General features: G+C 60.5%; 20 protein-coding genes. 4 read left to right on the top strand and 16 right to left on the bottom strand.

The features are described from left to right. Window positions 1-167 precede the first annotated feature (167 nt). From pth to gltA, 3 genes are all read left to right on the top strand, one after another. On the top strand, window positions 168-797 hold the full coding sequence (gene pth, locus PMW67_RS08580; protein ID WP_195246394.1) for an aminoacyl-tRNA hydrolase: 630 nt from the start codon (window positions 168-170) through the stop codon (window positions 795-797). Window positions 798-1,171: 374 nt separating this feature from the next. Further along, window positions 1,172-2,011 carry a sulfide/dihydroorotate dehydrogenase-like FAD/NAD-binding protein gene (locus tag PMW67_RS08575; RefSeq protein ID WP_006235793.1) on the top strand — a complete coding sequence of 280 codons (840 nt, stop codon included), beginning with the start codon at window positions 1,172-1,174 and terminating at the stop codon, window positions 2,009-2,011. Next, a complete protein-coding gene (gene gltA / locus PMW67_RS08570; RefSeq protein WP_271739489.1) occupies window positions 2,002-3,411 on the top strand; it encodes an NADPH-dependent glutamate synthase in 1,410 nt (469 codons plus the stop codon). Before PMW67_RS08575 ends, gltA begins: the two co-directional genes overlap by 10 nt. Window positions 3,412-3,870: 459 nt before the next feature. On the opposite strand, the gene PMW67_RS08565 is transcribed toward gltA, so the two are convergent. The 11 genes from PMW67_RS08565 to purF form a co-directional block, all read right to left on the bottom strand. After that, a complete protein-coding gene (locus PMW67_RS08565) occupies window positions 3,871-4,494 on the bottom strand; it encodes a cytidylate kinase-like family protein (protein WP_117840354.1) in 624 nt (207 codons plus the stop codon). A gap of 170 nt (window positions 4,495-4,664) precedes the next feature. Continuing rightward, window positions 4,665-5,303 (bottom strand): amino acid ABC transporter permease, encoded by a 639-nt coding sequence (locus tag PMW67_RS08560; RefSeq protein ID WP_271739488.1) that lies wholly within the window; start codon window positions 5,301-5,303, stop codon window positions 4,665-4,667. A 3-nt stretch (window positions 5,304-5,306) separates the two neighbouring features. Next, window positions 5,307-6,053: an amino acid ABC transporter permease gene (locus PMW67_RS08555; RefSeq protein WP_035136546.1), complete on the bottom strand. Its 747-nt coding sequence runs from the start codon at window positions 6,051-6,053 to the stop codon at window positions 5,307-5,309. A gap of 25 nt (window positions 6,054-6,078) precedes the next feature. After that, window positions 6,079-6,954, bottom strand: coding sequence for a transporter substrate-binding domain-containing protein (locus PMW67_RS08550; protein WP_271739486.1), 876 nt, complete (start codon window positions 6,952-6,954; stop codon window positions 6,079-6,081). 8 nt (window positions 6,955-6,962) lie between these two features. Next, window positions 6,963-7,694 carry an amino acid ABC transporter ATP-binding protein gene (locus tag PMW67_RS08545; RefSeq protein ID WP_271739484.1) on the bottom strand — a complete coding sequence of 244 codons (732 nt, stop codon included), beginning with the start codon at window positions 7,692-7,694 and terminating at the stop codon, window positions 6,963-6,965. Between the two features lie 350 nt (window positions 7,695-8,044). Further along, window positions 8,045-8,488, bottom strand: coding sequence for a GatB/YqeY domain-containing protein (locus PMW67_RS08540; RefSeq protein WP_006235801.1), 444 nt, complete (start codon window positions 8,486-8,488; stop codon window positions 8,045-8,047). A gap of 54 nt (window positions 8,489-8,542) precedes the next feature. Continuing rightward, window positions 8,543-9,766: a peptidylprolyl isomerase gene (locus PMW67_RS08535; protein WP_271739482.1), complete on the bottom strand. Its 1,224-nt coding sequence runs from the start codon at window positions 9,764-9,766 to the stop codon at window positions 8,543-8,545. A 186-nt stretch (window positions 9,767-9,952) separates the two neighbouring features. Beyond that, window positions 9,953-10,417 (bottom strand): PTS sugar transporter subunit IIA, encoded by a 465-nt coding sequence (locus PMW67_RS08530; RefSeq protein WP_271739481.1) that lies wholly within the window; start codon window positions 10,415-10,417, stop codon window positions 9,953-9,955. Window positions 10,418-10,542: 125 nt separating this feature from the next. Beyond that, window positions 10,543-11,244 carry a phosphoribosylglycinamide formyltransferase gene (gene purN / locus PMW67_RS08525; protein ID WP_117840358.1) on the bottom strand — a complete coding sequence of 234 codons (702 nt, stop codon included), beginning with the start codon at window positions 11,242-11,244 and terminating at the stop codon, window positions 10,543-10,545. Then, window positions 11,234-12,337 carry a phosphoribosylformylglycinamidine cyclo-ligase gene (gene purM / locus PMW67_RS08520; RefSeq protein WP_117647777.1) on the bottom strand — a complete coding sequence of 368 codons (1,104 nt, stop codon included), beginning with the start codon at window positions 12,335-12,337 and terminating at the stop codon, window positions 11,234-11,236. The genes purN and purM overlap by 11 nt, the downstream gene beginning before the upstream one ends. 157 nt (window positions 12,338-12,494) lie before the next feature. Then, window positions 12,495-14,165, bottom strand: coding sequence for an amidophosphoribosyltransferase (gene purF / locus PMW67_RS08515; protein ID WP_271739479.1), 1,671 nt, complete (start codon window positions 14,163-14,165; stop codon window positions 12,495-12,497). A gap of 294 nt (window positions 14,166-14,459) precedes the next feature. Here purF and PMW67_RS08510 point away from each other — a divergent pair, with 294 nt between their 5' ends. Next, the gene (locus PMW67_RS08510) at window positions 14,460-15,689 is read left to right on the top strand and encodes a putative ABC transporter permease (RefSeq protein WP_271739478.1); all 1,230 of its coding nucleotides are present in this window, start codon (window positions 14,460-14,462) and stop codon (window positions 15,687-15,689) included. 90 nt (window positions 15,690-15,779) lie between these two features. Here PMW67_RS08510 and PMW67_RS08505 read toward each other — a convergent pair whose 3' ends face one another. From PMW67_RS08505 to PMW67_RS08485, 5 genes are all read right to left on the bottom strand, one after another. Next, entirely contained in the window at window positions 15,780-16,199 is a 420-nt protein-coding gene (locus PMW67_RS08505) for a molybdenum cofactor biosynthesis protein MoaE (RefSeq protein WP_271739477.1), read from the bottom strand. 33 nt (window positions 16,200-16,232) lie between these two features. Next, window positions 16,233-17,231 carry a class B sortase gene (locus PMW67_RS08500; RefSeq protein WP_271739475.1) on the bottom strand — a complete coding sequence of 333 codons (999 nt, stop codon included), beginning with the start codon at window positions 17,229-17,231 and terminating at the stop codon, window positions 16,233-16,235. Between the two features lie 35 nt (window positions 17,232-17,266). Further along, window positions 17,267-17,731, bottom strand: a complete 465-nt coding sequence (gene purE / locus PMW67_RS08495; protein WP_006235810.1) for a 5-(carboxyamino)imidazole ribonucleotide mutase — start codon at window positions 17,729-17,731, stop codon at window positions 17,267-17,269. 289 nt (window positions 17,732-18,020) lie between these two features. Further along, on the bottom strand, window positions 18,021-24,359 hold the full coding sequence (locus PMW67_RS08490; RefSeq protein ID WP_270226716.1) for a discoidin domain-containing protein: 6,339 nt from the start codon (window positions 24,357-24,359) through the stop codon (window positions 18,021-18,023). Window positions 24,360-24,955: 596 nt separating this feature from the next. After that, window positions 24,956-25,336, bottom strand: a complete 381-nt coding sequence (locus PMW67_RS08485; RefSeq protein ID WP_430733094.1) for a transposase — start codon at window positions 25,334-25,336, stop codon at window positions 24,956-24,958. Window positions 25,337-25,521 lie beyond the last annotated feature (185 nt).

Here is a 25,521-nt window from a genome sequence, read left to right as displayed (position 1 = left end):
CCCCCTTGCTTCGCAAAGGTCGCGCGGGGGTTTCTTCTGTTCCGACGGCTCGCTCTGCCGCGGCCGCGCTTTTGTCTGGTGGGATTTCGCTGAAGCAAAGCCTCGCCTTCGGCGGGCGTGGTAGCCTTTGTCGTTGATTAAACTTTTTATGTAACGGAAGGATAAACATGGCAGCTGCACAGCCGCTTAAGATTCGCATGGTTGCCGGACTTGGCAACCCTGGCGAGGAATATGCCGAGACCCGTCACAACGCTGGTTTCAAAGCAATCGACGAGCTGGCCCGTCAGGCCGGCGTCACGTACTGGAAAAACCAAGCAGGCGCCGAGGTCGCGCTCATCAACATCAACGATCCCGAGGAAGAGGGCGGTAAGCGCCAGATCGTGCTGGTCAAGCCGCAGTCGTACATGAACACCTCGGGCGGGCCCATCTCCAAGCTCTGCCGCGAGTACAAGATCAAGGCCGAGGAGCTGCTCGTGATTCACGACGAGCTCGATATTCCCGCCGGCGACGTGCGTGTTAAGGTGGGCGGCGGCCACGCCGGTCACAACGGCCTGCGCTCCATCATCGACAAGATGGGCAGCCGCGACTTCAGCCGCATCCGCACCGGCATCGGCAACCCTCCCGGCAAGATGGCTGTCGCCGACTACGTGCTTAAGCAGCTGCGCGCCCGCGAGGCCGAGGATTTCCAGGACACCTGTGCCCGCGCCGCCGACGCCGCCGGTCTGGCCATCGTCCACGGCGTAATCTACGCCCGCGATCACGTAAACGGCGCCGCTTCCGCCAACGGCAAGCACTAAAACCTATCATTTAGGGACAGGTTTATTTTGGCAAGTTTTACCTGCGGAAACTCCCCAGTTGCGGCATCGCAATCAACCGCGCGCCGACATACATGCATAGCACCCCAAAGGGGGCCGGCCTCATCACAGCCCGAGGCCGGCCCCCTTTGCCGTTTTACCTGATAAAACCGACCAAAATAAACTTCTCCCCCTTTGATAGGCCAAAGTGGATAAACCCTGCTCCCAACCGCCGAAGACACACGTAAGTGACATGTCCATGAGGGTATAATTTGCACCGTATGTCTGCACAACGCCTGTGCACGTACGGTTTTATTCGGGCTACCGTCCATTTCCGTGGAGGCACGGTTCGGCGGCCCTAACAAGAGAGGGGTTCTATGTATAAGATCCTGGAGAAGACGCAGTTCTCGGAGAAGGTGTTCAAGTTCCGCATCGAGGCGCCCGCAATCGCCAAGCATGCGCACGCTGGACAGTTCCTCATGGTTCGCGCCAACGAGACGGGCGAGCGCGTCCCGTTTACCCTAGCTGGCTGGAACGGTGACGAGGGCTGGGTCGAGTTCATCTTCATGGTGATCGGCAAGACCACCGAGATGCTGTCCACATACGAGGCCGGCGAGTCGCTGCGCGACGTCGTAGGCCCGCTGGGCGTTCCCACCGAGATGGCCGAGGGCCCCTGCGCCGTCATTGGCGGCGGCGTCGGCCTGGCAATTGCCTTCCCGGTCGCCAAGCACCTGGTCGAGACCGGTCATGAGGTCCACGCCATCATGGGCGCTCGCACCAAGGACCTCCTGCTCATGGAGGACCAGTTCCGCGAGCTCCTCGACGAGGACCACATCCACATCACCACTGACGACGGCTCCTACGGCGAGCAGGGCGTTGTCACCGCTCCGCTGGAGCGCCTGCTGCAGGACAAGGCCGTGAGCCAGGTCTTCTGCGTCGGCCCCGTTCCGATGATGAAGTTCTCGACCCTCACCGCCCAGAAGTACGACACCCCCATCACCGCGTCCCTCAACCCCATCATGGTTGACGGCACCGGCATGTGCGGCTGCTGCCGCGTCGAGGTGGGCGGCGTGACCAAGTTCGCTTGCGTCGACGGCCCCGACTTCGATGCCACCCTGGTCGACTGGGATGACCTTCGTGCCCGCCAGGCCGCTTACCGTTCCGAAGAGGGCGAGTCCCTCAAGGCCTATGAGGAAAAGAGCTGCGCATGCCACTAGTTAACGGTCGTTTCGTTGCCGATATGAAGTCGCCCCGCACCCCCGATAACGAGGAGCCGGCTGCCGAGCGCGCCTGCGACTTCCGCCCCGTCGACAAGGGCTTCACCGAGGAGATGGCGCTGGCCGAGGCCGAGCGCTGCCTCAACTGCAAGAAGCCGTTCTGTGTTGAGGGCTGCCCCGTCAACATCAACATCCCCCGCTTTATCGAGCAGATCCGCGCGAAGGACTTCGGCAGCGCCCTCGATACCATCCGCGAGGACTCCATGCTTCCCGCTATCTGCGGCCGCGTCTGCCCGCAGGAGAACCAGTGCGAGGGCAAGTGCATCCGTGGTAAGAAGTCCGAGCCCGTGGCCATCGGCCAGCTCGAGCGCTTCCTGGGCGACCGCCCCGAGCTCGCCTCCACGCCCAAGATGGCTCCCAAGAACGGCAAGAAGGTCGCCGTCGTCGGTTCCGGCCCGTCCGGCATCACCTGCGCCGGCGAGCTCGCCCGCAACGGCTTTGACGTCACCGTCTTCGAGGCCTTCTTTACCGGCGGCGGCGTGCTGGTCTACGGCATCCCCGAGTTCCGTCTGCCCAAGGCGGTCGTCAAGCGCGAGATTGACGGCCTGGAGGACATGGGCGTCAAGTTTGAGTACAACTCCGTCGTGGGCAACATGGCCACGGCCGAGGAGCTGTTCGAGCAGGGCTTCGACGCCATCTACGTGGCGACCGGCGCTGGCCTGCCCAAGTTCCTCAACGTCCCCGGCGAGAACCTGCCCAACGTCTTCTTCGCGAACGAGTACCTCACCCGCGTGAACCTGATGAAGGCCAACAAGTTCCCCGAGTACGACACCCCCACCAAGCACGGCAAGAACGTCGTTGTCTTTGGTGGCGGCAACGTGGCTATGGACGCCGTCCGTACCGCCAAGCGCCTGGGCGCTGAGCACGCCATCATCGCCTACCGTCGTACCGAGGACGAGATGCCCTGCCGTCGTGCCGAGCTGCACCACGCCAAGGCCGAGGGCGTCGAGGTTCTGCCGCTCGTTTCCCCGCTCGAGTTTGTCGCTGGCGAGGACGGCTCCGTGTGCGCCGTCAAGGTCCAGAAGATGGAGCTCGGCGAGCCCGATGAGTCCGGCCGTCGTCGCCCGGTGCCCATCGAGGGCGCCATCGAGGAGATTCCCTGCGATGTCGCAATCTCGGCTATCGGTACCAACGCCAACCCCTTCGCAAAGAAGATCGGCGGCAAGATGGAGCTCAACAAGTGGGGCTACATCGTCGCCGACGAGGAGACCGGCCAGACCACCGATCCCCGCATCTGGGCCGGCGGCGACATCGTCACCGGTGCCGCTACGGTCATTCTGGCGATGGGCGCCGGCAAGAAGGCCGCCGCTTCCATCACCAAGAGCCTGCTGGGCGAGTAATCACCTACAGCGCTAGCCATCAAACGGCAAAGTCCCCGTCGAGCACACGCCCGGCGGGGACTTTTTTATGCCGGCCGCCCAAACCACCACGATGGGGCAGGCACCTTTGTGGTGGTTTGGGACTTGCCCGGTCGTTTTGTCTCAATCTGTAACAGCTGGAGTCCGTTGAGCCCTGCAGTTGTTACAGATTGAGATATTGTGCCGGCCGGCCACGCTGCATCTCAATCTGTAACAGTTAGAGACCAAATATGCCGCCTGGTGTTACAGATCAAGACGTTGGGCTGACGGCCGAACGGTTCATCTCAATCTGTAACAGTTAGAGCCATTTTCGCTGGCTTGGTGTTACAGATCGAGACTATGCAAAAGCCGAGGATAGGCACTGCCGCCAAGGCCTTCCCCTCAGCCTAAAACAAAAACCACCACAAAGGTGCCTGTCCCCTTTGTGGTGGTTTTGGTCGGCTAGCCTTCGAGCTGCGCCACTTTATAGCGGTAGGCTGCGGCGATGACGTCTTTACAGCCCTCGCGGCCCAACTTGGCGCGGTTGACGACGATGTCCTTGCCGCTCGTCATCTTCCACTTTCCGGCGCTGTAGCGCTTGTAGAACGCCTCGCGCGCCTTCTGCTGCTGCTTGACCAGCTTGGCGCCCTTCTTTTTGTTAAGGCCGCGCTTCTTGCGCACGATCTCGACGCGGTCCTCAAAGGGTGCGGTCACCAACACGGCAATGTGGTTGGGGTTGTTGTGAAGCAGATAATCGGACAGGCGGCCTTCGATAATGCAACTCTCGGTCTCGCCCAGGTCCAAAATCACCTGGCTCATCTTTTGGAACAACTTGTCCGAGTACGAGCGCGCGTCGTAGCGGTCGGGCAGAAACGCCATGTTCTCCACAGCCAGACGCTCGTCGTAGGCGGCCATCTTATCGAGCGACTCGCCCGCACGCAGCGACGCGCGCACCAGTAGCTCGTTGTCGTACAGAGGAATCCCCAACTCGTTGGCGAGGATGCGTCCGATCTCGTGGCCCTCGGCACCAAAGTCGCGCGCGATGGTAATGACCACAGGACTCTTCTTGTTCTCCAGATCGCTCATCGCGATTCCTTTCTAACAAATGAGAAAAGGCAATTCCTGATTCCCATTTTGTCACTTACGACCGTCCTGGTTTCCCAAGTGCGGCAGATTGCCCCGAAAGAGGAGCGCCGCGTACTAAATGTACGCAAGCGACGATTGAGGGGCAAGGTGCCGTGCTTGGGGAAGCAGGACTATGCGGCCACGATGCGGCGTTGATATGCCCTCACCAACAACGAGATACCAAAGTTGAGCATAAAGTACATCGCAAACACCAGGCCGTAGAGCATAAGTACCTGCGACAGATCAATCGCGTGGGCCATCACGACGTTTGCCGTGTACATGAGCTCGGCCACGTTAATGCCCGAAAGATACGAGCTGTCCTTAATGACGGTCGTGCATTGGCTAAACAGCGCCGGAATGATCGTCTTAAACGTCTGCGGCAGAATGATGTAGCGCATGGTGGCAAAAAAGCCGAAGCCTTGGCTCTGCGCTGCCTCAAACTGGCCGCGCGGAATCGAGTTGAGGCCGCCGCGCACAATCTCGGCCATAACAGCGCTGGTAAACAGCGTAAAGGCGATGGTCGAAATCACAATGTCCAAGCCCTGCACCGTAAAGTAGATAAACAGGATCCACAGCAGGTTCGGCGTGCAACGGAACAGCTCGATATAGGCACTCACCAAAATACGGAACGGGCGGGGCGCATAGCTTTTAACAAGCGCCAGCACCGTGCCAAAGATGAGCGAGAAAAAGATCGACAGCACCGAGATCTCGATCGTCTTAACAAAGCCGCCCCAAATGTAGAGCAGGTTGGTCGCGTTGAAGATTTCCATGCGCTAGGCCTCCTCTACGTTGTCGAGCCCCAGCTCGGCGAGGCTCACGCCGCGCGGACGCTCCTTGGAGCGGCGCTCGAGCCACTGCACCAGCATGGCGAGCGGAAAGCAGATGATGAAGTACATAAGGCAGCAGACGATGTATCCCTGCAGGTAACCGTACAGACTCACAAAGTTGTCGGAACGGTACATAAGGTCGCCGCCGGCCACAAGCGCCAGCACCGACGTGTTCTTGACTAGGTTGAGTGCCTGGTTGCACAGCGGCGGCAGAATGATCTTGAATGTCTGGGGCAGCACGATGTACCAGTACGCCTGCGCACGGGTGAAGCCCTGGCTCTGCGCCGCCTCCATCTGACCGCGCGGAACCGCCTCGATACCGGTGCGGATGACCTCCGAGATGTAGGCCGCGTGATACAGGCCCACGCCCAAGAAGCCCAGCACGAACGGCGCGATGCGCACCGGCTGGTCGGCACCGGTTATGGCCTGCAAAAACTGCGGACCAGCCATGTACATAAAGAGCACCTGCACGGGCAACGGGGTGTTCTGGTAAAACTCCACGTATACGCGGCTTATGGCGCGCAGCACGCGCGAACGGGTGGTAGAGAACACACCCAGCAGCGTGCCCAGCACCAGCGACAGCAGCAGACCGGCAACGACCACCTGTAGCGTCACGCCAAAGCCCTCCCAGAAGGGCCCCATGTTTTGAAATGTCGTCGACCAACGGTCGGCGTCAAATAATCCTTCGAGCATTTGATTCCTTCCTTGGACGATGCGCCTATACAAGACCCCAGGTCTTGACCTCTTGGTCGAGCCAGCCGTCGGCCAGGCGATCGCAAACCACCTGATCGACCACGGCCGAAAGGTCGCAGCCCTTCTTGGTCGCCACGCCGTAGCCCTGCTCGCCAAACTTGACCTCGGGCTGCAGCAGCTCAACGGTCTCGTTCATGTAACCGGCCAACGTGGAGCGGTCCATGGCAAAGACGTCGATATTGCCGGCGTCGAGCGAACTCTTGATGATGGGGTAGCCGCTAAAGGCCCTAAACTCGGGCTTGCAGCTAAAGCCGTTGTCCTTGATCATCTGCTCAATCAGGCTCTGCGTGGTAGCACCCTGGCTCACGCCGATGACCTTGCCGTCCAGGTCCTCAATCGAGGTAAAGCCCGAACGCTTCTTGACCATGAGTCCCACGTAGTCGGTGCGGTACGGCGTCGAGAAATCCCAGCTCTTCTTGCGCTCGTCGGTGATGGTGTAGGTCGCCGCGACCACGTCGAGTTGGCCGTTATCGATCAGTGGGCCGCGCGTCTTGGGCGTTACATCGGTAAACTCGACAAGCTCCTGGACGCGAGCATCCTTGTAGCTCACGCCAAAGACGGCAGCGGCGATCTGGTAGCACAAATCGACTTCCATGCCCTCAAAGCGGCCCTTGGCGGTGTCGTAATAGCCATAGCCGGGAACGTCCTTCTTAACGCCGGCATTCAGATGGCCACGCGATTTGATGGCCGCAAGCTTGGACCCCTTGTCGGAGTCCTCGCCGCTGGTGGAGTTGCCGCAACCGGTAAGCGCGGTCCCCGTCAGCGCAAGCATGCCGGCGCCAGCCAGCTGCAAAAAGTGACGGCGCGACACGGCCGCCCTCGTCATATCCGTCATGTCCATCACCGCGCCTAGTGCAGAATCTTGGACAGGAACTCGCGGCAGCGCGGGTTCTCGGGGTTATCGAAGAAGTGCTCAGGCGTGCCCTCCTCCAGAATGCGGCCGTCCTCCATAAAGATGACGCGGTCGGCCACCTGGCGCGCAAAGCCCATCTCGTGCGTCACGCAGATCATGGTGATATCCTCCTGCGCGAGCTCAATCATAACGTCCAGAACCTCCTGGACCATCTCGGGGTCGAGCGCCGAGGTCGGTTCGTCAAACAGGATGATGGGCTGCTTGGTGCACAGGGCACGGGCAATGGCGATGCGCTGCTGCTGACCGCCCGAGAGGTTCTGCGGATACTCGCCGGCCTTATGCGCCATGCCAACGCGCTTGAGCGCGGCGATGGCGATCTCGGTCGCCTCCTCCTTGCTCTTCTTTTGCAGCTTGATGGGCGCGAGCGTCAGGTTGCCCAGCACCGTCATGTTGGGATACAGGTTGAACTGCTGAAACACCATGGAACTATACTTGCGAGCCATCTCCAGGTGATTCTTTTTGGTGAGCGGCGTACCGTCGATGACGACCTCGCCCGACATGGGCTCCTCCAGATAATCGACGCAACGGATGAGCGTCGACTTACCCGAGCCGGAAGGCCCGATCATTACGAGCTTCTCGCCGCGCTTGACGGTGAGATTGATATCTTTGAGCACATGCAGGTCGCCAAAGTACTTGTTGAGATGCTTGATCTCGATCATGTCTGCCATGAATGTCCCTTCCCTGCGTTTACACGAGTTGAACTATTGTACGGAAAGAACCGCGTTTCCGCAGCCCGCACTACATTCCCGTAAAGAACCCGCAACCTTCCACCCACTCATTGGGGACAGACTTAAATGAGTACCTGCTCATTGGGCACTCATTTAAGTCTGTCCCCAATGAGTGCCCAACCGCCCTTGTTGAGCATAAGTCAGCGAAAACCCGTACACGCGAGCAAGGTGACGTGAAATGAAAGGGCGCAGACCTTATGGTCGCGCCCTTGAAATTGAACGTCAGATTGCCGCGTGTACGGGTTTGCAGCGTCGAGCCGTTACGCGGTTTGGTAAAACCGCGTAACAAATTACGCGAGTTTGGCTCCGACGATCTTTGCCGCGGCCGGCTTATCGAAGTTGCCGCCAGTGGCCTTGCCGAGTGCACCCATAACCTGGCCCATCTGCTTCTTGGACGTGGCGCCCAGCTCGGCGATGACCTGCTCGATCAGAGCCTCGAGCTCCTCGCCCGAAACCTGCGCGGGCAGCAGGCTCTCCAGAATCTTGACCTGCTCGGTCAGGTTGTCGGTACGCTCCTGGTCGGTGCCGGCCTTGATGGACATCTCCAGTGTCTCGCTCGTCTGCTTGATCAGACGCTTGATCATGCTGTTGACGTCTTCCTCGGTCACATCGCGGCGCTCGTTAACCTCGATATTCTTCACCTCGGCCTTGACCTGGCGAATGATGGACAGGCGAACCTTGTCCTTGGCCTTCATGGCCGCGATCATTTCCTTCTGCAGCTCTTCGTTGGTCATCTGCAAATCCTCTCTAATAGCGTGGGCGGCACTCGCGCGAGCACCGCCCCATGATTACTCAGTCGTCGACGAATCGTCGGTCGAGCTCTTGGTGACGCCCTTCAGACTCACGTTATAGGGTACGTCCTTGGGCATGGGGTTGACGGTAATGTCGGCGTCCTTCTTGTACTGCTCCAGCCACTCGCTGTACGCGGTGCTGGCCGCCTGCGTCTTCACCACGTTGGAGACGTACTTTTTGATGTCCTTGGGCACCTGGTTGATGTCATCAACCTGATTATCGACATGGAAGTAGTCGGTGCACTTGATGATGTGGTAACCATAGGTCGACTCGACGACTTCGCTCACATCGCCCTTGTTGAGCCCCTCGAGCGCCGTCTGGTAGCTGTCGACGAAAGTGGTGAGCTTATCCCAGCCCACATCGCCCTTCTTCTCCTTGGAACCGGTGTCCTCGGAGTACTGCTCAACGGCGTCCTCAAAGCTCAGCTCACCGGAGTTGATCTTGTCCAGACACTCCTGCGCCTTGGCCTTGGCGGCAGCCTTGTCTTCGTCGGAAGCGTCAGAATCGACCTTGATCAGGATATTCGACGAACGACGGGCATCGTTATAGTTGGACAGGTTCTCATTGATGTAATCGACGATCTCGCTGTCCTTGGGCTTGCTGGTGGGCGCCACGGCATCCTTGAGCTTCTGCTGCGCCAGGCTCTCCTTGAGCGAATCCTTGTAGGTGTCCTCGGTGTAGCCGTAGGTCTTGAGAGTCTTCTTAAAAGTCTTGGCGCCGCCCGCGCTCTTGCACGCGTCCTTCCAAGCCTTCTCGACCTCCTCGTCCGACACCGTCACGCCATTCTCCTTCTGCGCCTGTTGAAGCAGGATCTGCTGCGTGTAGGAGTCGATGAGCTGCTTGCGGTACTTCTTGGGCGTGAGGTCGTTGTCGACCAGGTACTGTGCCCAGTCCTTGTCCTTGGTGTAGCCGTAGGACGTGCGCATGCTCATGATCTGCTTGGTCACGGTGTCCTCGGTGAGGTTGGTGCCGTTGATAGTGGCAGCCACACCACCAGTGAGCTTATAGCCCGAGCTGGCGCTTTCGGTCTGCGACATCAGGCCGGAGCACGCCATGGCCGAGACGGAGAGCAGCATCGCCAGCACGCCGATGACCACCAGGACAATCTTGACGGTCTTGGACACATAGGTCTTGCGCTGCCTCTTGCGAGAGCTGGAGGCGGCGCGAGCCTGTTGCTCGGGCGTCGGCGCGGCCTCGGGGTTCTTTTTCTTATTTGCCATGTTTGGCCTTTCGCATCATGAATCGAACAAACGCCATTGTGTCACAACGCAGCCCCCACGGCACACCTGGTGCATGGGGGACGGGTTAATCTGCACCATTTTGGTGCAAAGGGGACAGGTCTGGCAGGTTAATGCCAGGGCGCTCCTTTTCTGCCGGCGGTTAGGGACAGTCCCCCAGTGCCGGACTTAGAAGTGGCGGCGGATGGCGTCGACCATGCCTTGGGGCGTGGTCTGGCCAAGCACATCGGCTGCAGCGTCGGTGTCCATAAAGATATTCATAAGCGCCTGAAGTGCCTCGACCTGGCCGCCCGGCTCGGCAATGCCCAGGTTGATGACGATCTGCGCCGGCACCGGGGCGCCCATGCCCGCCATCGCGTTGAACGTCACGGGCGCGGCGGGCTTTACCACCGCGATATAGGGCTTGGCCACAAATCCCGGATCGGTATGCGGAATGGCGATGTTTGCCGCCGGCATAGCGAGACCCGTGGGATAGGCGTCCTCGCGCGTGCGGACGGCGTTGAGCCAGCCCTCGGCAATGTAGCCGCGCGGGGCAAGCTCGCCCTCGAGCCGCGCAAACACCTCGCCCGGCGTCGCGCACTCCCAATCAAAAAACACCAGCTCAGGCGTAAACAGCGCTTCGTTATCCGCCATGCGCTCACCTCTCTCACCTAGTCATTCAGGAACGTCCCCGATGACTACCCAAAACAAAAGGTGGCCACGCGCGCCTTGGCGCCAATGACCACCCTGACCACTCAACTAAATTGTACTGTGCGCCGCTAGACGCGGGGCGCATCAATTGCGACCTTGCCGCTCTCCAGCACGTGGACGCGGCCGTCGGCGAGCATTTGCACGACCTCGGGATACAGCACGTGCTCAATCGCGTGGATGTGCTCCTCGAGCGCGTCGACATCCCAGCCCTCCTCGACAGCCAGCGCACGCTGGGCGATGATGGGACCGTTGTCGTAGACCTCGTTGGCAAAATGCACGGTCACGCCAGTTACCTTGACGCCGCGCGCAAAGGCATCGTCAATCGCATGCGCACCGGTAAAGCTCGGCAGCAGCGCCGGATGCAAGTTGACCACGCGGTTGGGAAACGCCGCCAGCAGCGGTGTGTGCACCATGCGCATATAGCCGGCCATCACCACGTACTCGCAGCCGCGCTCGAGCAGCTCGTGCGCGATGATCTCGTCGGCGGCAATAGGGTCGGCATAGACATCCTTGGACAGCGTGAGCGTCTGGATGCCCGCGCGCTCAGCGCGCTGCAAACCCTTAGCCGAAGGACGGCTCGACACCACAAGCTCAATCGAGGCGTTGAGCTTACCGGCGGCGATCAGATCGATCAGCGCCTGCAGGTTGGTACCCGAACCGCTGATGAGCACACCGATCTTGAGCGGCTCGACCGTATCGGTGCCGGTCGGACGGGTGTAGGGCACAAAGCCCAGGCCCTCACTAGCAGCCATCTGCTCGTTAGCGCTCATCGGAGTACACGACCTTACCGGAACCCTCGACGCACTCGCCCACGCGGAACGGCTTCTCGCCCAGCGCGACCAGGGCTTCGGTAACCGCGGCCTCGTCCTCGGGGGCGACGATCAGGCACAGGCCGACGCCCATGTTGAAGGTCTTGCATGCCTCGTTGGGCGCGAGCTCGGCCTGACGCGACACGTAGGTGATGACGGGCGGAACGTCCCAACCCATCTCGGCGCCGTTGCGGGTGACCACGGCGTCGACGTCGTCGGCGAGTGCACGGTTGAGGTTCTCGGTAATACCGCCGCCAGTGATGTGGGCGATGGCATGCACCGGAGCGCCGCCGCGGAGCAGCTCCAGGATCGGCTTGACGTAGATGCGCGTGGGGGCCAACAGAGCGTCTGCCAGCGATGCACCGCCGAGCTCTTCGAGCGGACGGCTCAGCTCCTCGGCCTTAGCGACGGCCTCGGGCGTGCCCGGCTTAACGCCGTCGACGCCAATGACCTTACGCACGAGCGAGTAGCCGTTGGAGTGCACGCCGGTGGAAGGCAGGCCCAGGATCACATCGCCCGGGCGGACGTTTGCGGGGTCGAGCATCTTGGGACGGTCGACGACGCCCACGGTAAATCCGGCAAGGTCGTAGTCGGCAGGAGCCATGACGCCCGGGTGCTCGGCCATCTCACCGCCCACGAGCGCGCAGCCCGCGAGCTTGCAGCCGTCGGCCACACCCTTGATAATCTTTGCCATGTGCTCGGCCTCGATGTGACCGATGGCAACGTAGTCCAGGAAGAACAGCGGCTCGGCGCCCGAAGCCAGAATATCGTTGACGCACATAGCGACCAGGTCCTGGCCAACCGTCTCGTGACGGTCCATGATCTGGGCGAGCACGAGCTTGGTGCCCACGCCGTCGGTACCGCTAATCAGGATCGGGTCTTCCATATCCTTGAGCGCGGCGGCCGAGAACAGGCCGCCAAAGCCGCCGATGCCACCGATAACCTCGGAACGGTTAGTGTCCTTGACCATCTGCTTAATCGCGTCGACGGCGCGGCCGCCCTCGGCGGTATCGACGCCGGCATCCTCATACGTCACATGCTTGCTGTCGCTCATCTGAGCCTTCCTCTCCCACTACCGTGGCGCCGCGCGGGCGCCAAACGGTGCTCATAGTTGCGTTCATTTCGGCGCGCGCCATAACAACGCGCGCCGTCATATCAACAAAACAGCAGGTAAAACCTACCAAAATAAACCTGTCCCTTTTTGGCAGGTTTTAGGCCTCGCCGTGCTCCTCTTCCCAGCTGCGGTCGTCGTATTTCTCGACCACGGCGTCGTCGTCAAAGTGCAGCGGCTTGTCCAGGTTGCGGGGCTTAAAGCCCTCCATAAACTTGTCGCGGCCAAAACTCTCGGGAATCGCCACGGGGTAGCGGCCGGTAAAGCACGCATCGCAGTAACCGCCCTTGGGCATGACCTTAAGCAGGCCCTCGACCGAAAGGAAGGCCAGCGAATCGGCGCCGATATACTCGCAAATCTCGTCGACCGTCTTGTTGGCGCTGATAAGCTGCGACTGCACATCGGTATCAATGCCGTAGAAGCACGGCCAGATGACCTCGGGCGAATTGATACGGATGTGAATCTCCTTGGCACCGGCGTTGCGCAGCATCTTGACGAGCTGCACCATGGTGGTACCGCGGACGATGGAGTCGTCGATGACGACCAGACGCTTGCCCTCGATGTTGTCGCGCAGCGGATTGAGCTTCATGCGCACACCCATGGCGCGCAGCTCCTGCGTAGGCTCGATAAACGTACGGCCCACATAGCGATTCTTGATAAGGCCCTCGCCAAAAGGAATGCCGCTCTCGTGCGAATAACCCTCCGCGGGCGGCAGGCCGGAGTCGGGCACGCCGATGACCAGGTCGGCCTCGACGGGCTCCTCATGTGCCAGCTGACGACCCATGTCATAACGGCAGGCGTAGACGCTCTTGCCATTCATGATGGAGTCGGGGCGAGCGAAGTAGACCTGCTCAAAGATGCAGTTGGCAGGCTCTTCGGCTGCAGGCACACCCTGCTCGGACACAAGGCCCTCGGCACTGATGCGCAAGATCTCGCCGGGACGGACGTCACGGACGTACTCGGCACCCACGATGTCGAGCGCGCACGTCTCGGAGGCAACGACCCAGCCGCCGGCGCGCGTGACATGGGTGGCGGAGTCGACCGTCGCGGCGCCGTCCTGCGACGGCAGCTGCGAAACGGATGCGGCATCGGCCTGGTCCAGACCCTCGTCCACCAGCTTGCCCAGCACGAGCGGGCGAATGCCGTGCGGATCGCGGAATGCGTAGAGCGCCTGCTCGTTGATGAGCGTCATGGCGTAACCGCCGCGCACGAGCTCCATGGTCTTGCGAATGCCCTCGCGCAGATGGCCTGTACGCTGAGTAAAGTAGCCGATGAGTTTGGTCGCGACCTCGGAATCCGAGTTGGAGAGGAACGGCACGCCCAGCTCGATCAGCTGGCGGCGCAGCTCGTCGGTGTTGACGAGGGTACCGTTGTGCGCAAGCGCGATAATGACGCTATTGATGGTAGAGAGGTGCGGCTGCGAGGCCTCCCAGCTCTTAGCGCCGGCGGTGCCATAGCGCACGTGGCCCACGGCCAGCTGGCCGGAAAGCGTCGACAGGTCGGCGTTGGAGAACACGCGATCGAGCAGTCCCAGGTCTTTGCGAACCATAACCGTGCCGCCATCACCCACGGCGATTCCCGCCGATTCCTGGCCGCGATGCTGCAGCGCGCGCAGACCAAAGTACGTCAGTCGAGCCACATCGCGATCGGGTGCCCACACACCAAAAATGCCGCATTCCTCATGCAGCTGGTCGGAGTCCGGATCATACGTCGACATGGTCTTCACCTGTCCCGCGGCGCGCTCGGCCGCGTGGATGGTTTCTTGAGACATGGCATCCCCTCAGAGCCTCGTTATTTGGCGTTACCTGCCCTATTATACGCACGGCAAGACAAGCACTCCCGCGCATGAACAGCGCTTTTTAAAAGCCCACCGAGCTAATAATCAGTTTTGTTGCCAAACATTTATTTGGCTTCACGACGTGGGTGGCAGTGCCACGCCGACCCTCACTACGCCACGCTTCGCCCGCCGTTAGGACTTACATTGTTGCAATTGGGACGTTCGTCCTGTCTTTTGGCAGGTCGGCGGCGTATCCTTGTACCTACAGCAAAACGAGAAAGGTTATGTATGGATCGAAACGAACTCGACCCCAGCGTCCCCAGCGCCACGGAGGTCAAGAAGATCCCCCTCATCATTAAGGTATACGCCGTCCTGTGCATCCTGTCCGGCGTGGGCACGCTCCCGTCGGTCGGCGCCTTTATGTGGCAGGTCATCACCGCACTCATCAACGGCAACGCCGCCGCCAAGCTCGGCGACAACACGCTCGTCGCGGTCGGACTGATTGTCGCCGGCATCATGCTCTCGGCTGCCAGTGCCGTCATCTTGATCATCTTTGGCCTGGACCTCATCAAGAACCAGCGCCGCAATGCCGCCCGTCTGTCCTATATCCTTATCGCGTTTACCGTCGTCGAGCTTTTGGTTGACGTGATGCTCCAGGGCATCGGGCCCTTCTTGCTGCGCCCTGCCATCCAGCTCGGCATCCTCGTCGCGCTTTCGGCCACCGTCGACCCCACACTGCGCCAGGAGCGCGAGCTGCAGCGCCGCCTGCAGGAGATGCTCGACCGCGACGCCGCCGCCGAGGGCATGCTCGGGCGCGATGAAACCGGCGAGGGCTACATCAAGCTCAACTACTTCAACCTGTTCTGGGTATTCTTTGTCTGCTGCGTGCTCGGCCTGGTCCTGGAGGATATCTGGCATATGACCGTCAACGATCCGGGTGTCTACCAGGACCGCGCCGGTATGCTGTTTGGCCCCTTCAGCCCCATCTACGGCTTTGGTGCCGTGCTCATGACCATGGTGCTCAACCGCTTCTATAAAAAGAACCCCATCATCATTTTCCTGGTGAGCGCCCTGCTCGGCGCCAGCTTTGAGGTGTTCGTGGGCTGGTTTATGCAGACCGCGTTTGGCGTGGTCTCGTGGAGCTACTCGCACATAACGCTGTTCGGTATGCCCGACCCGCTCGTGGTCCTCACGGGCGGACGCACCTGCACGGGCTTCGCCTGTCTGTGGGGCCTGGGCGGCCTCATCTGGATCAAGCTGCTGCTGCCGAGGCTGCTCAAGCTCATCAACATGATTCCGTGGAAGAGCCGCTACTCGGCTACCGTCATCTTCACCATCATTATGCTGGTCGATGGCGTTATGACGCTGCAGTCGCTCGATTATTGGTATCAGCGCGTCAACGGCACGGAACCGGATATTCCCGTTGCGCAGTTCTACGGCAAGTACTTCGATAATGACTTTATGGAGAATCGCTTCCAGAGCATGACCATGAGCCCCAAGGATGCGATGCGCGTGTAGCGCCCACCGCGCCCAAAACGCAAAATGCCCGCCGGTATCACACGTACCGGCGGGCATTTTTATAAACGAGCCTTCTATCGACGCAAGCCTCTACGCCTCGCGCTCGACCTCACTCACACATTCGTTCTTGATGGTGCCAACGAGCGCCTGCAGCGCATCGACCGCATGCGGGCGAATGTCCCCGCCAATGAGCACGAGCATGATGTCGTCACCCACGGCGAGTTCGCCGCTTGCCAGCCACACGCGCACATAGCCGATACCCGGCATCGCGCGCGTGGCCTCGATAGCAGCCTGCACCTTCTGAGCATCGAAGCCGAACACCATGCCGCCCACCTTGTGGCCCGGCGCCACGCCATCGGTCTCGACACCGCGCGCCTCGGCCTTGGGCGTCGCGCGCACCACACCGTTATGTGTCAGATACATACCGCACGCAGGTGCCGACGAATCGGCCTTGGCCTCGCGCAGCCAAGCATCAACCGAAGGCATCGTTTTGCCATTCTCGAGCATCATTTCTCCTTTCACCGTCATTGAGTAGCCCATTATCTATTCCTCGACCGGCGTGAGCACCATGACGGCACGCGTGTTGCTCAGCGATAACGAACGACAGGTCACAAGCGTTACAACCTTGGTTGCCAAAGCGGCACGATCGGTGGCATCGCTCGCCACGGCAGAGGCACCGTCGAGCATCTCGGACAGGTAGTTCTTGAGCCCGTCGTCGCCCTCAAAATTGGTCGTGCGCGCCTTGGCATACGTGTCCTCGACCACCTTGGTCGCCAGCGGACGCAGCTTATAGGTGGCGTCGCGCGTGATGTAATACACGTACTCTATGCTGTCGAACGTCGCCTGATCGGTCGTATCCGAGATCACATTGAACATCGATCCGTCGTTCATGTGGTGACCATAGATCGTAGTCTGCTGATCCACCATGCCGGGCGCATTATCCTCGTAATCCAAGAAGATGGCACCCGATGCGTTGGACGTGCCATCGAACAACGTGTTGAGGTACTTGGAGTTATCAGTAGTCTGCACTACGGGATAGTTAATGTTGGTGCCCGGTGCGTAAATCCAACCGACGACCTCGGGATTTGTCTGGGCAAGGGCATTAAAGTCGATAACCGGCACGCCGCTGGCGTCCTTAGCGGGCGCATATTGCTCTTCGATCTTTTGGTACGACTCGCTCGCCTGCTTGTAACCGATCTGCGCATTGATAAAGATGGCAGCGGCGGCAACAATCAGGCCGATACCGATGATGATGAGCAGAATGGGAATAATGGAGCGGCGCTTTTTGCGCGGCGGCTCGGTGTGATCCGACGGCGCGGCATGCGATGAAGACCGGGGCGGCTTCTTAGCGGTGCTATAAGACGAAGGGCGATACGCAGCCGGCGTATCCTGACGGCGATGGGACGTCGGCGTTACAGAACGCGGCGCGCGCGGCTGCTGAGGAGAGGATGTCCGACCCTGCTGCGCCGCATGGGCAGCACCCGGCTTCGACGGATCGGGAATCTGAGAAGCCTTGAATCGTTTTCCCTGATAGTCGGACATGGCTCTCCTTATACTGCGGTGAAACGGCGGAACGCCTAGGCGTCGGCCATCTCCTGCTTCATCTTCTCGATAACCTTGCGATACTCGGGGTCGCAGGCACCTAGAATCTGTGTAGCGTAGATGGCGGCATTCTTGGCGCCATTGATGGCAACGCAGGCCACGGGCACACCCGAAGGCATCTGCACCATCGACAGCAGCGAATCCATACCGCCCAGGTCACTTGTCTTCATAGGCACGCCGATAACCGGCAGCGGCGTAAAGGCAGCCACGACACCACCCAGGTGAGCAGCCTTGCCGGCGGCGGCGATAATCACTTTGATACCGCGATCGGCAGCAGTCGAGGCCCACTCGTGGACCTTCGCCGGCGTGCGGTGTGCGCTCGCAATGACGAGCTCATAGGGCACACCAAGCGCCTCGAGCTCGGCGGTGCAGCCTTCCATAACGCCCAGATCGGACTTGGAACCCATGATGATCCCGACAACCGGCTTCTGATCTGCCATAAACAATGACCTCCTGTTGAGAGCGGTGACGCGGCGAATCCGCGACCCTTAACTACTGAGAGTAGTATAGCTGCTCCCGTCCCTGCGGTCTTTGTGGCGCTTCGCGGGCGGGCCAGGCTTTATCTTCACTCCGGTTGCTTCGCAAAGTCGTTCAGATAAAGCCTGGCCCGTCCGCGAAGCGCCCTGCGACCTACCGGGGATTGCTATGACGTACGTTGGCTGAAATAAAAAAGCGTGCCCACCGTCCTTGGGTGGGACGGCGGGCACGCTTGCTTAGTTGTCGCTGGGACTACTCAGCCTTATTGCGACGGTGGAAGAAGGCACCGATCGCAGCGATGATGGCTCCAAGGCCACCGACAGTCGCGACAGTTGCCGCCGTTTGATCGCCAGTAACGGGGATCGCCGAACCGTTCTTCTTGCCGCCCTGGGCCTTGTCGCCTGCGGGCTTGCCCGCCTGGCTGCCGCCGTTCGAGCCATTGCCGGAACCCTGGTTGCCCGAACCGCCCTGGTTGCCGGAGTCGGCATCCTTAAGGCCCTCGATGGCCAGCTTGAGCTGGTCATAAGCCGCCTGGAGCTGGGTGTCGGAAGCATTCTCATCACCCAAGACATCCTCGGCGTAGGTAATGGCATCCGTCAGGGCCTTGACGGACTCGGCCGTCTTTCCCTTGGTGTCAGTCTCCTTCGCCTGCTTGACCAGGGCCTTGAGCTGTTTCTTGGTCGGGTTCTCAACTGGGGTCACCGGGGTCTTCTCGAGCGCGTCACGGGCATCCTCGAGCGCCTTGAGTGCCTGGTCGACCTCGTCCTGCGTGGCGTTCTCGTCGCTCAGGATGGCGCGGGCGCTCGCCAAGGCGTTCTGGAACGCGGTCCAGGAAGCCTCGGTGTAGTCACTGGCCTTAAGGTCGCCGGCTGCAACCTCGGCATCCACCTTTTCAATCGCGGCAGTGAGGTCGTCCTTCGCCACCGGATCGGGAACGGCCGCACCGTAGAACTTGAGTTCCGCCATGCTGCAGTAGGCGTCAACGCTGCCACCGCCGGCGTGGAGCACCTTGACGGTCACGTAGCGACCGCGCGCGGCACCAAAGCTCATCTGCTTCCAGTCGCCACGGTCGGTGAGCACGCGGCCGTCGTTGTCGAAGGTAAACGTACCCATCGACGCGGCGGTGCCCATCTCATAACCGTCGGCGGTGTCGGAGACCAGCACCTCGGCCTCAAAGATATCGCCGTTCGTGCCGCCGTCCTGGCGCGGCAGGAACGTGACGTCGGTGAGATCGTAGTCGCGGCCCAGGTCGACGGTCAGGTGCTGGGGCATACCGGTCTTATAAGCATAGTCGCTGTGCCAGAGCGTCTGCTCATCGCCGTCAAGAGCGTTGACGGCGTTGCTGCCCTCATAGTCGGCCTCGCTCGAGAAGCCGGTCACCTTGACGTTCTCGCGGTTCTCGGGCGTGTTGATGAGCTTCTTCTCATCAACGGGGCGCATCTTGAGGCCGTCGATTGCCTTTTCGATCTTGGTCGTAGCGTCTGCGACATCCTTCTTGCTATAGCTGCCCTGGCCGCCGTCGAGAAGCTTCTGAGCCGCCTCGACCGCAGCGGTGAGAGCTGCATAAGAATCCTTGGTGTAGACGGACTCGCTGTAGCCCGCGGCCTTGGAAAGCGCCGCCATGAGCGCAGAGGTGTCGACACCAGCCTTGACCTCGACCTCATAGGATGCGGTCTTGGAGGGGTCGAGCACTGACGCCACCGTGATCGTTGCCTTGCCGGCCTTGTTGGCACGCAAGTAGTAGTTCACGCTATCGCCGGCCTGAACAGCGGAGACGCTCACCACAGAGGAGTCGGAGCTCTCGACCGTCACATAGGGGTAGCCGGCGCTCTCGGGCGTGGCCTTAGCGTCGACGAGCGTAACGTCGCCCTCAAAGAACTCGGTCTGGTTCTTGCCCAGCTCGATACCCTCGATGGCCTCGACACCCTGCGTGTAGTTGAAGTTGATCTCGCGCAGTGTGAGCATCTGGTCACCCGATGCCTCAAGCGGCGTGATCTCGACCTTAGTCGCCTTCTTGCCCTTGTTCTCGGCAGAGAGGCCAAAGGCGTAGCGAGCCTGGAAGGAATCGTACTCCCCACCCGCGAACTCCTGGGTCGAGCCATCCTCGAACGTCACGACGGCCTTGATCTTCTGCACGGTGCCGTTACCGCCGTCGCGGTTGACGACCTCAACGGCATCGAGCTTCGATGGTGTCTTAAAGGCAAATGTCATCGTGGTGGGAAGCTTCACGTAACTCGGAAGCTTGCCCTCGCTGTCCCAGTTGCCGCTCCAGTTCCACAGGAACTCAAAGCCGTTGTCGCCCTCATCGTTATCGAACAGCGCGTTATAGCTCTTCTGCTGAATAAGCTTCTCGACGTTGGAACCGTCGTCGGTCGTGAGCTCGTCGTTGGTCATCGTGATGTTGAAGGCATCCTGACCGTACTCGGCAACCGTGGGCTGCGGAACGTCCGGCATCGTCACGGTACCGTCACTCGTAAACTCGAGCGCATCGCACGCCGGACCGATGAGCCAAGACGTCGAGGGCAGTTCAACCTTGCCGGCCGTCTTGGCCTTGAGTTTGAAGCTCGCCACCGCGCCAGTGCCGTTGTAGAGCTTGCCGTCGCCGCGGTTGGCAAAGGCGAGGTTGATGGTCTGTGTGCCGTCCGCGAACTGGACCTTCTCGCGCGACAGGTTCTCCATGCCGGCGGTCGAACCATCCTGCGAGATGCTCTCGGACACAAACTCAAACTGGTCACTCTTAAAGTTGACGAGCGCGCCCAGGGCGTTGACGTTCTTGGCGTCGGCCGCATAGACATCGACGGTGATCTCATCGCCGGCATCGACCTCGGTCTTGCTCGGAATCACCGCGAGCTTGCCGGCGACCTTGCCTTTCTGCTTGGTGCCGCCATCAAGCCCCGCCATGGTAAACGAGTAGTCGTAGACATCATAGACCCCGTTGCCGTTGAGATCGGCAAAGTGGTCGCGAATCTGCGAGTCGAACGTCGAGGTATCGGGCTCGCGGTTCTCGAGACCCAGATAATTCTTCATGTTGGAAAAGTCGCCATCGGAGATCGTTGCCTTGTTGAGGTTGGAACCCACAGCAAAGCCGTCCGTACCATCGGCCTTGTAGATGGCGATCTCGGACGCGGAGAAGAAGTTACCAACCGAAGCGAGCGGCGTCATACGCACGTAGCGTGCGGCCACGGCGCCGTCGAACGTCACCGTTTTGCAGGCGGCGGAGCGCTCCCAATCGACCTCCTGGCTCGTCCAATGGACACCGTCGAGACTCGTCTCGATGCGCATCTTGGTCACAGTGCCGTTGCCGGCGTCGGTACGCGGATAGTACTCGAGCTTGTCGAGCTTGTAGGCGCGGCCGTAGTCGACGGTGAGCGCCTTGCCCAGGTCGTTGCCGCCGGAGTGGAAGCCGCCGTCGCTCGTCTGGAACTCATGGTCGAAGGCGAGATCGGCCTTATGGCTGCCGTAGATCGAGCCCTCCCAGGTGATCTTCTCGGCCTCGGGCACGTTCCGCCATGGGTCGAGGGCGGAGTTCGCCGCGAGCACATCGCTCCAACGGGAGTAGCCCTCGGCGTTGCGCGAACGGATCTGGTAGGTGTGCTTGCTATTGTAGGCAAGATCGGTATGCGTGAATTCCGCTGCATCGCCCACGGCGAACACGGTGCCATCGACCTTAAGGTCGTAGGAGGTAGCACCATCGACCTTTCCCCAGGTGAGCTTAATGCTCGTGGGAGTCGTGGCGTCCTCGGGGGCAGCAAGGTTCGCTGGTGCGGAGAGGTTCTCGTTGAGGCGGTCGGCCGCGAGCGTGGCGTCGGCGTTCACGAAACCGCCCAGCTCGAGCGTCTGCTCCGCTGCAGCGACATCGGTCTTCGCAAACTTGACGTAGACCTTGGGGTTCGTGGTGATCTTAGTGTCGTTGAAGCTCTCGCCCTTCTCGGCCTCGGTGCTGTCCGCATCGCTGCCGTAGTGGTTGAGGTTGGGGCTTTCGTTGTAGAAGTAGACCGCTTGGCCAGCCTCGGGGGTCGCGGCGTCGAAAGCCTCCTGTGAGTCGACCTCGGTCACGTTGAGCGCAGTGCCGCCATTCTTGGCGATGACGCTCGCAGGCTTGGCGGACACGTTGGCCACAAAGGTCGTGGTACGGTTGGAATCGTAACCACTATAGCTGCCCTGGGACGCCGCAGCGGTAAAGGTTGCGGTGCCGCCCGTGGCCTTGGAGCTAAAGACGGTACTCACATGGTCACCGTAAGAGATATTGTCGATCGTGCCGTAGGCATTGTCCTCAGTCGTTTTGTTCTCGATGGAGGAGCCGTCGTCCTCGTACTGCGTGAAGCTGCCCTCACCCTCGGTGGCGAAGAACTCGACGATACGCTGGCTGCGGTCAGTGCCCTTGGTGTTGGTCTCGGTCACAGCCTCGGGGTTGTTGTTCTCGGCATACATCGGCACGATGGAATTGGCCTTTACAAAGAGCGGCAGCTTCCAGAGCGGAGCATCGTAGTTGTTGAGGACCTGGCCGCCGCGGTACTGCTTACCCGAGAAGTAGTCGATCCAGATGGTGGGATTATCATCGGTGCCGTAGTTGGGAAGGTAGATGCCGTTGCGAACGTCATTGCCCTTGTCATCTGCCTGGGTATCCTGATACACCGGCGCAACCAGGAAATTCTCACCGAACATATACTGGTACTGCGTCGAAGTGCTCGCGGCGTACTCGGAGTTGTCGGAGAGCAGCATGGCGCGGATCATGGGCAGGCCGGTATCGCCGTTACCCGTATCGATGTTGGCCGCCGAAGCCGCACTCGTGTAGATATAGGGCATGAGCTGCGCTTTGAGCTTGAGGTAGAAGCGCGAGATGCCCGTGTAGGGATCGCCGTGCGTCATGGGCGACTTGCGGTAGGTGCCCCAACCGTCCATGTCGAGCATAGAGGGCGTGAACGTCTTCCACTGGTAGTCGCGTGCCGAGATGATGGGGTCGCCGCCAAAGATGCCGTCCATGTCGGAGCCGATGTTGGGGTTGCCCGAAAGACTCTGACCGATATACGTGGGGATATGGAAGCGGATGTACTCCCAGTTGCCGCCGTACTGGTCGCCGGTCCAGATGCCGCCAAAGCGCTGCGTGCCGGCCCAACCATCGAGCGTAATGATGTTGGGGCGCTTGTTGGCGCCGGTCGTCACCGTGTCATAAGCCGTCTTGATGCCGTTAAGACCAAAAGAGTAGCCAGAGCCAACCCAGGCGACGTCGGTCTTGAGGGTAGTGATGCCTCCCGTCTTGACCTCGGCGTCGAAGTCGCGAAGCAGGTGCCACGGAGTCTCGGAGTTGCTATCGGGCTCAAGGTTGGACTGGGTCCACAGGCCCGTGCTCACGCCCTTGGAGTTAGCGTACTCGGTGAACTTCTTAAGGTTGTCGACGTTGGCGCGCACGGCGTTGAGGCGCTCGGCAGAACTCGTTCCGTCGGAGTTGACGCCGCCGGTCTTGTAGTAACCGTTCTGGCCATAGCCGGCACCGTAGCCGTCGTTCGGCAGGAACCAGCCGAGCGGCATGTCGTTGTCCTCGTAGTCATCGATAACCTGCCGGGCAGAGAACTGGCGGTCGAAATCGGTCGCCTTCATGTTCTCGGTATCGACCGTAGGACCTTCACCGTTGAGCGTCTCGGACGCAAGCGTGCCGTCGAGCTTGTAGCCCGTCGCCATGCCAGACTCGTACTTAACGTCGCCCTTCTCGCTCGAGGACTTGCTGCCCTTGGTCTCCCACTTCTTCTGACCCGAAGTCGTTGACCAGCCATCACGGTTATAGGCATTCAGATGACCCAGGTAGAAACCGTATTCGGGCAGCAGCACCGGATTACCGGTTACCTTGTAGTAGTCCTGCAGCATCTCGGTTGCCACGTTCGAGGCGCCATCGTTGGTCGCCACGAAGTAGTAGGCATCGAACTCATTCTCGCTGTGCGAAGTCGTGACCGTCGATGCATCCGTAGAACCGAAGTCGTAGGAACCTTCTGCGAACGTGTTTCGGAGCACGCCGTAGCCGTCACTCGTCCAATAGAACGGGTTGGGCGAAGCAACGCCGCCATCGGTCCAGTTGTTGGTGTTGGAGATGGCGATGGTCTGGTTGGTGTGCAGGAAGCGGCCGTTCTGAGTACCGCCGCCAAAGAAGTTCTCGGACTTCGCCTTGGCGAGCGTCTGGACGGTGCCCTTCTTATCAAGGTCGAGGGACGCGGACTCGGAGACCACGACACGGTCGCCCGACTTGATGCTCATCTTGCCAGTCGCCTTGTCCAGAATCACGGTCGCCTTTCCACCGGTGATCTCGATAGTGTCACCCTTGTCGACAACCGTCGCGCTCGGCTTGCTGTAGGTATCCGAGGTGTCGGGCTGGGCCTGAATCTTAGCCGTGTGGGACTTGCTACGCGGCGTGGCATACTCAGAGAACTCGCCTTTGGGGTCGACATTGTAACGGAAAATGCCGTCCTCTAGAAATGTGATACGGCCCTTGATGCCGTCGGCGAAATCGATGTCGACGACGTTCGAGGCGGACTGAGACACGGTCGCCGAGTCGACGCCCTTAAGCGGCGTGGCAATCGCCTGCTGGGGGCTAGCGAACACGAGAGTCGCCGCTGTTGCGACGAGGACCGCGCTTCCCTTCACCCACCGTTTCGTAAAAATGGAATTCCTACGCACCTGGACTCCTTCCCTCCGACATGCGGAAGTGTCGCGGACGCGCGCCCCGCAGCATGGGCGAACGCATCAACGGGGGGGGTGTTCGGTACATTCCGTACAATTGGCCCACCCGTTACCAAGGGGTCAACTGGTAGTAACCAGATAGCCACCTATAAGGTTGAATCAGCATACATGAGCAGTTGCGCAAATTAAGTTTGGAATTCTCCCAGCGGTATAAAAATGAACGTAGATGGCGAAGTGGGTCTAACCAACCATACCAATTGATTCTCCAGCCAGATACCACTTAAGCATAGTTTTACTTGTTTAACTGGTATTACATAACCAATACCTTTCCTCGGAAAACGGGCTTCGCGAATTATCCTGAGGGAAAGTCGTATCCGCCACCCCGCGACCCACCGGGAATTACCATGACGTACTTTGGCTGTTTTTGGTTGGAATGGAAGGTTGACGGAGGGTGGTGGGGTCGCGCGCGCAGACGTGGTGTAAGAGCGTCCTGAGGTCCGTCGCTGCAAGTCCCGATGTTACTCCTTCTTGAGGCCGTGCCTCTCGACTATCTCGTCCACTATCTCCCTGGCGCGCCGCCCGAGCGCGCGGCGCCTCCCCTCCGTCGGGGCCGGCCTGCCCGCGGGCTCGGCGAAGCCCCCGGCGGCCGAGGCCTCGGAGAACACGCGCTGCTGGGACCACTGCCCCTCGGTCTCCATGAGGCTCGCGCACGTCAGGCGCAGCATCGACTCCCTCGAGGGGAAGGACTGCACGACCCTGTAGCGGCGCTTGATCTCGCGGTTGGCGCGCTCCTGGACGTTGTTGGTGCGGAGCTTGGCCCAGTGCGCCCTGGGGAAGGCCGTGAACGCCAGCGCGGAGTCCTCGGCCCGCTCGAAGACCTCGCCGGCCCTGGCGGACACCGACGCCACCCAGGGCGTGTTAGCGTCAATATAATTTTCACCATTTCCACCAACGCATTTTCGCCAATCGCGCCAACGCGGATACACCGGATTCGCCAACGCGGATGTGCCGCTTTCGGCGCCTAGGCGCCCTCCTCCTTCCCGTCCTCACCGCCGATGGACACGTCCTTCAGGCGGTACGACCG

Source organism: Collinsella aerofaciens (assembly GCF_028209395.1).
Taxonomy (GTDB): Bacteria; Actinomycetota; Coriobacteriia; order Coriobacteriales; family Coriobacteriaceae; genus Collinsella; species Collinsella aerofaciens_AZ.
The sequence above is the reverse complement of the archived record's forward strand: the minus strand, read 5'-3'. Positions and strand labels throughout refer to the sequence as shown.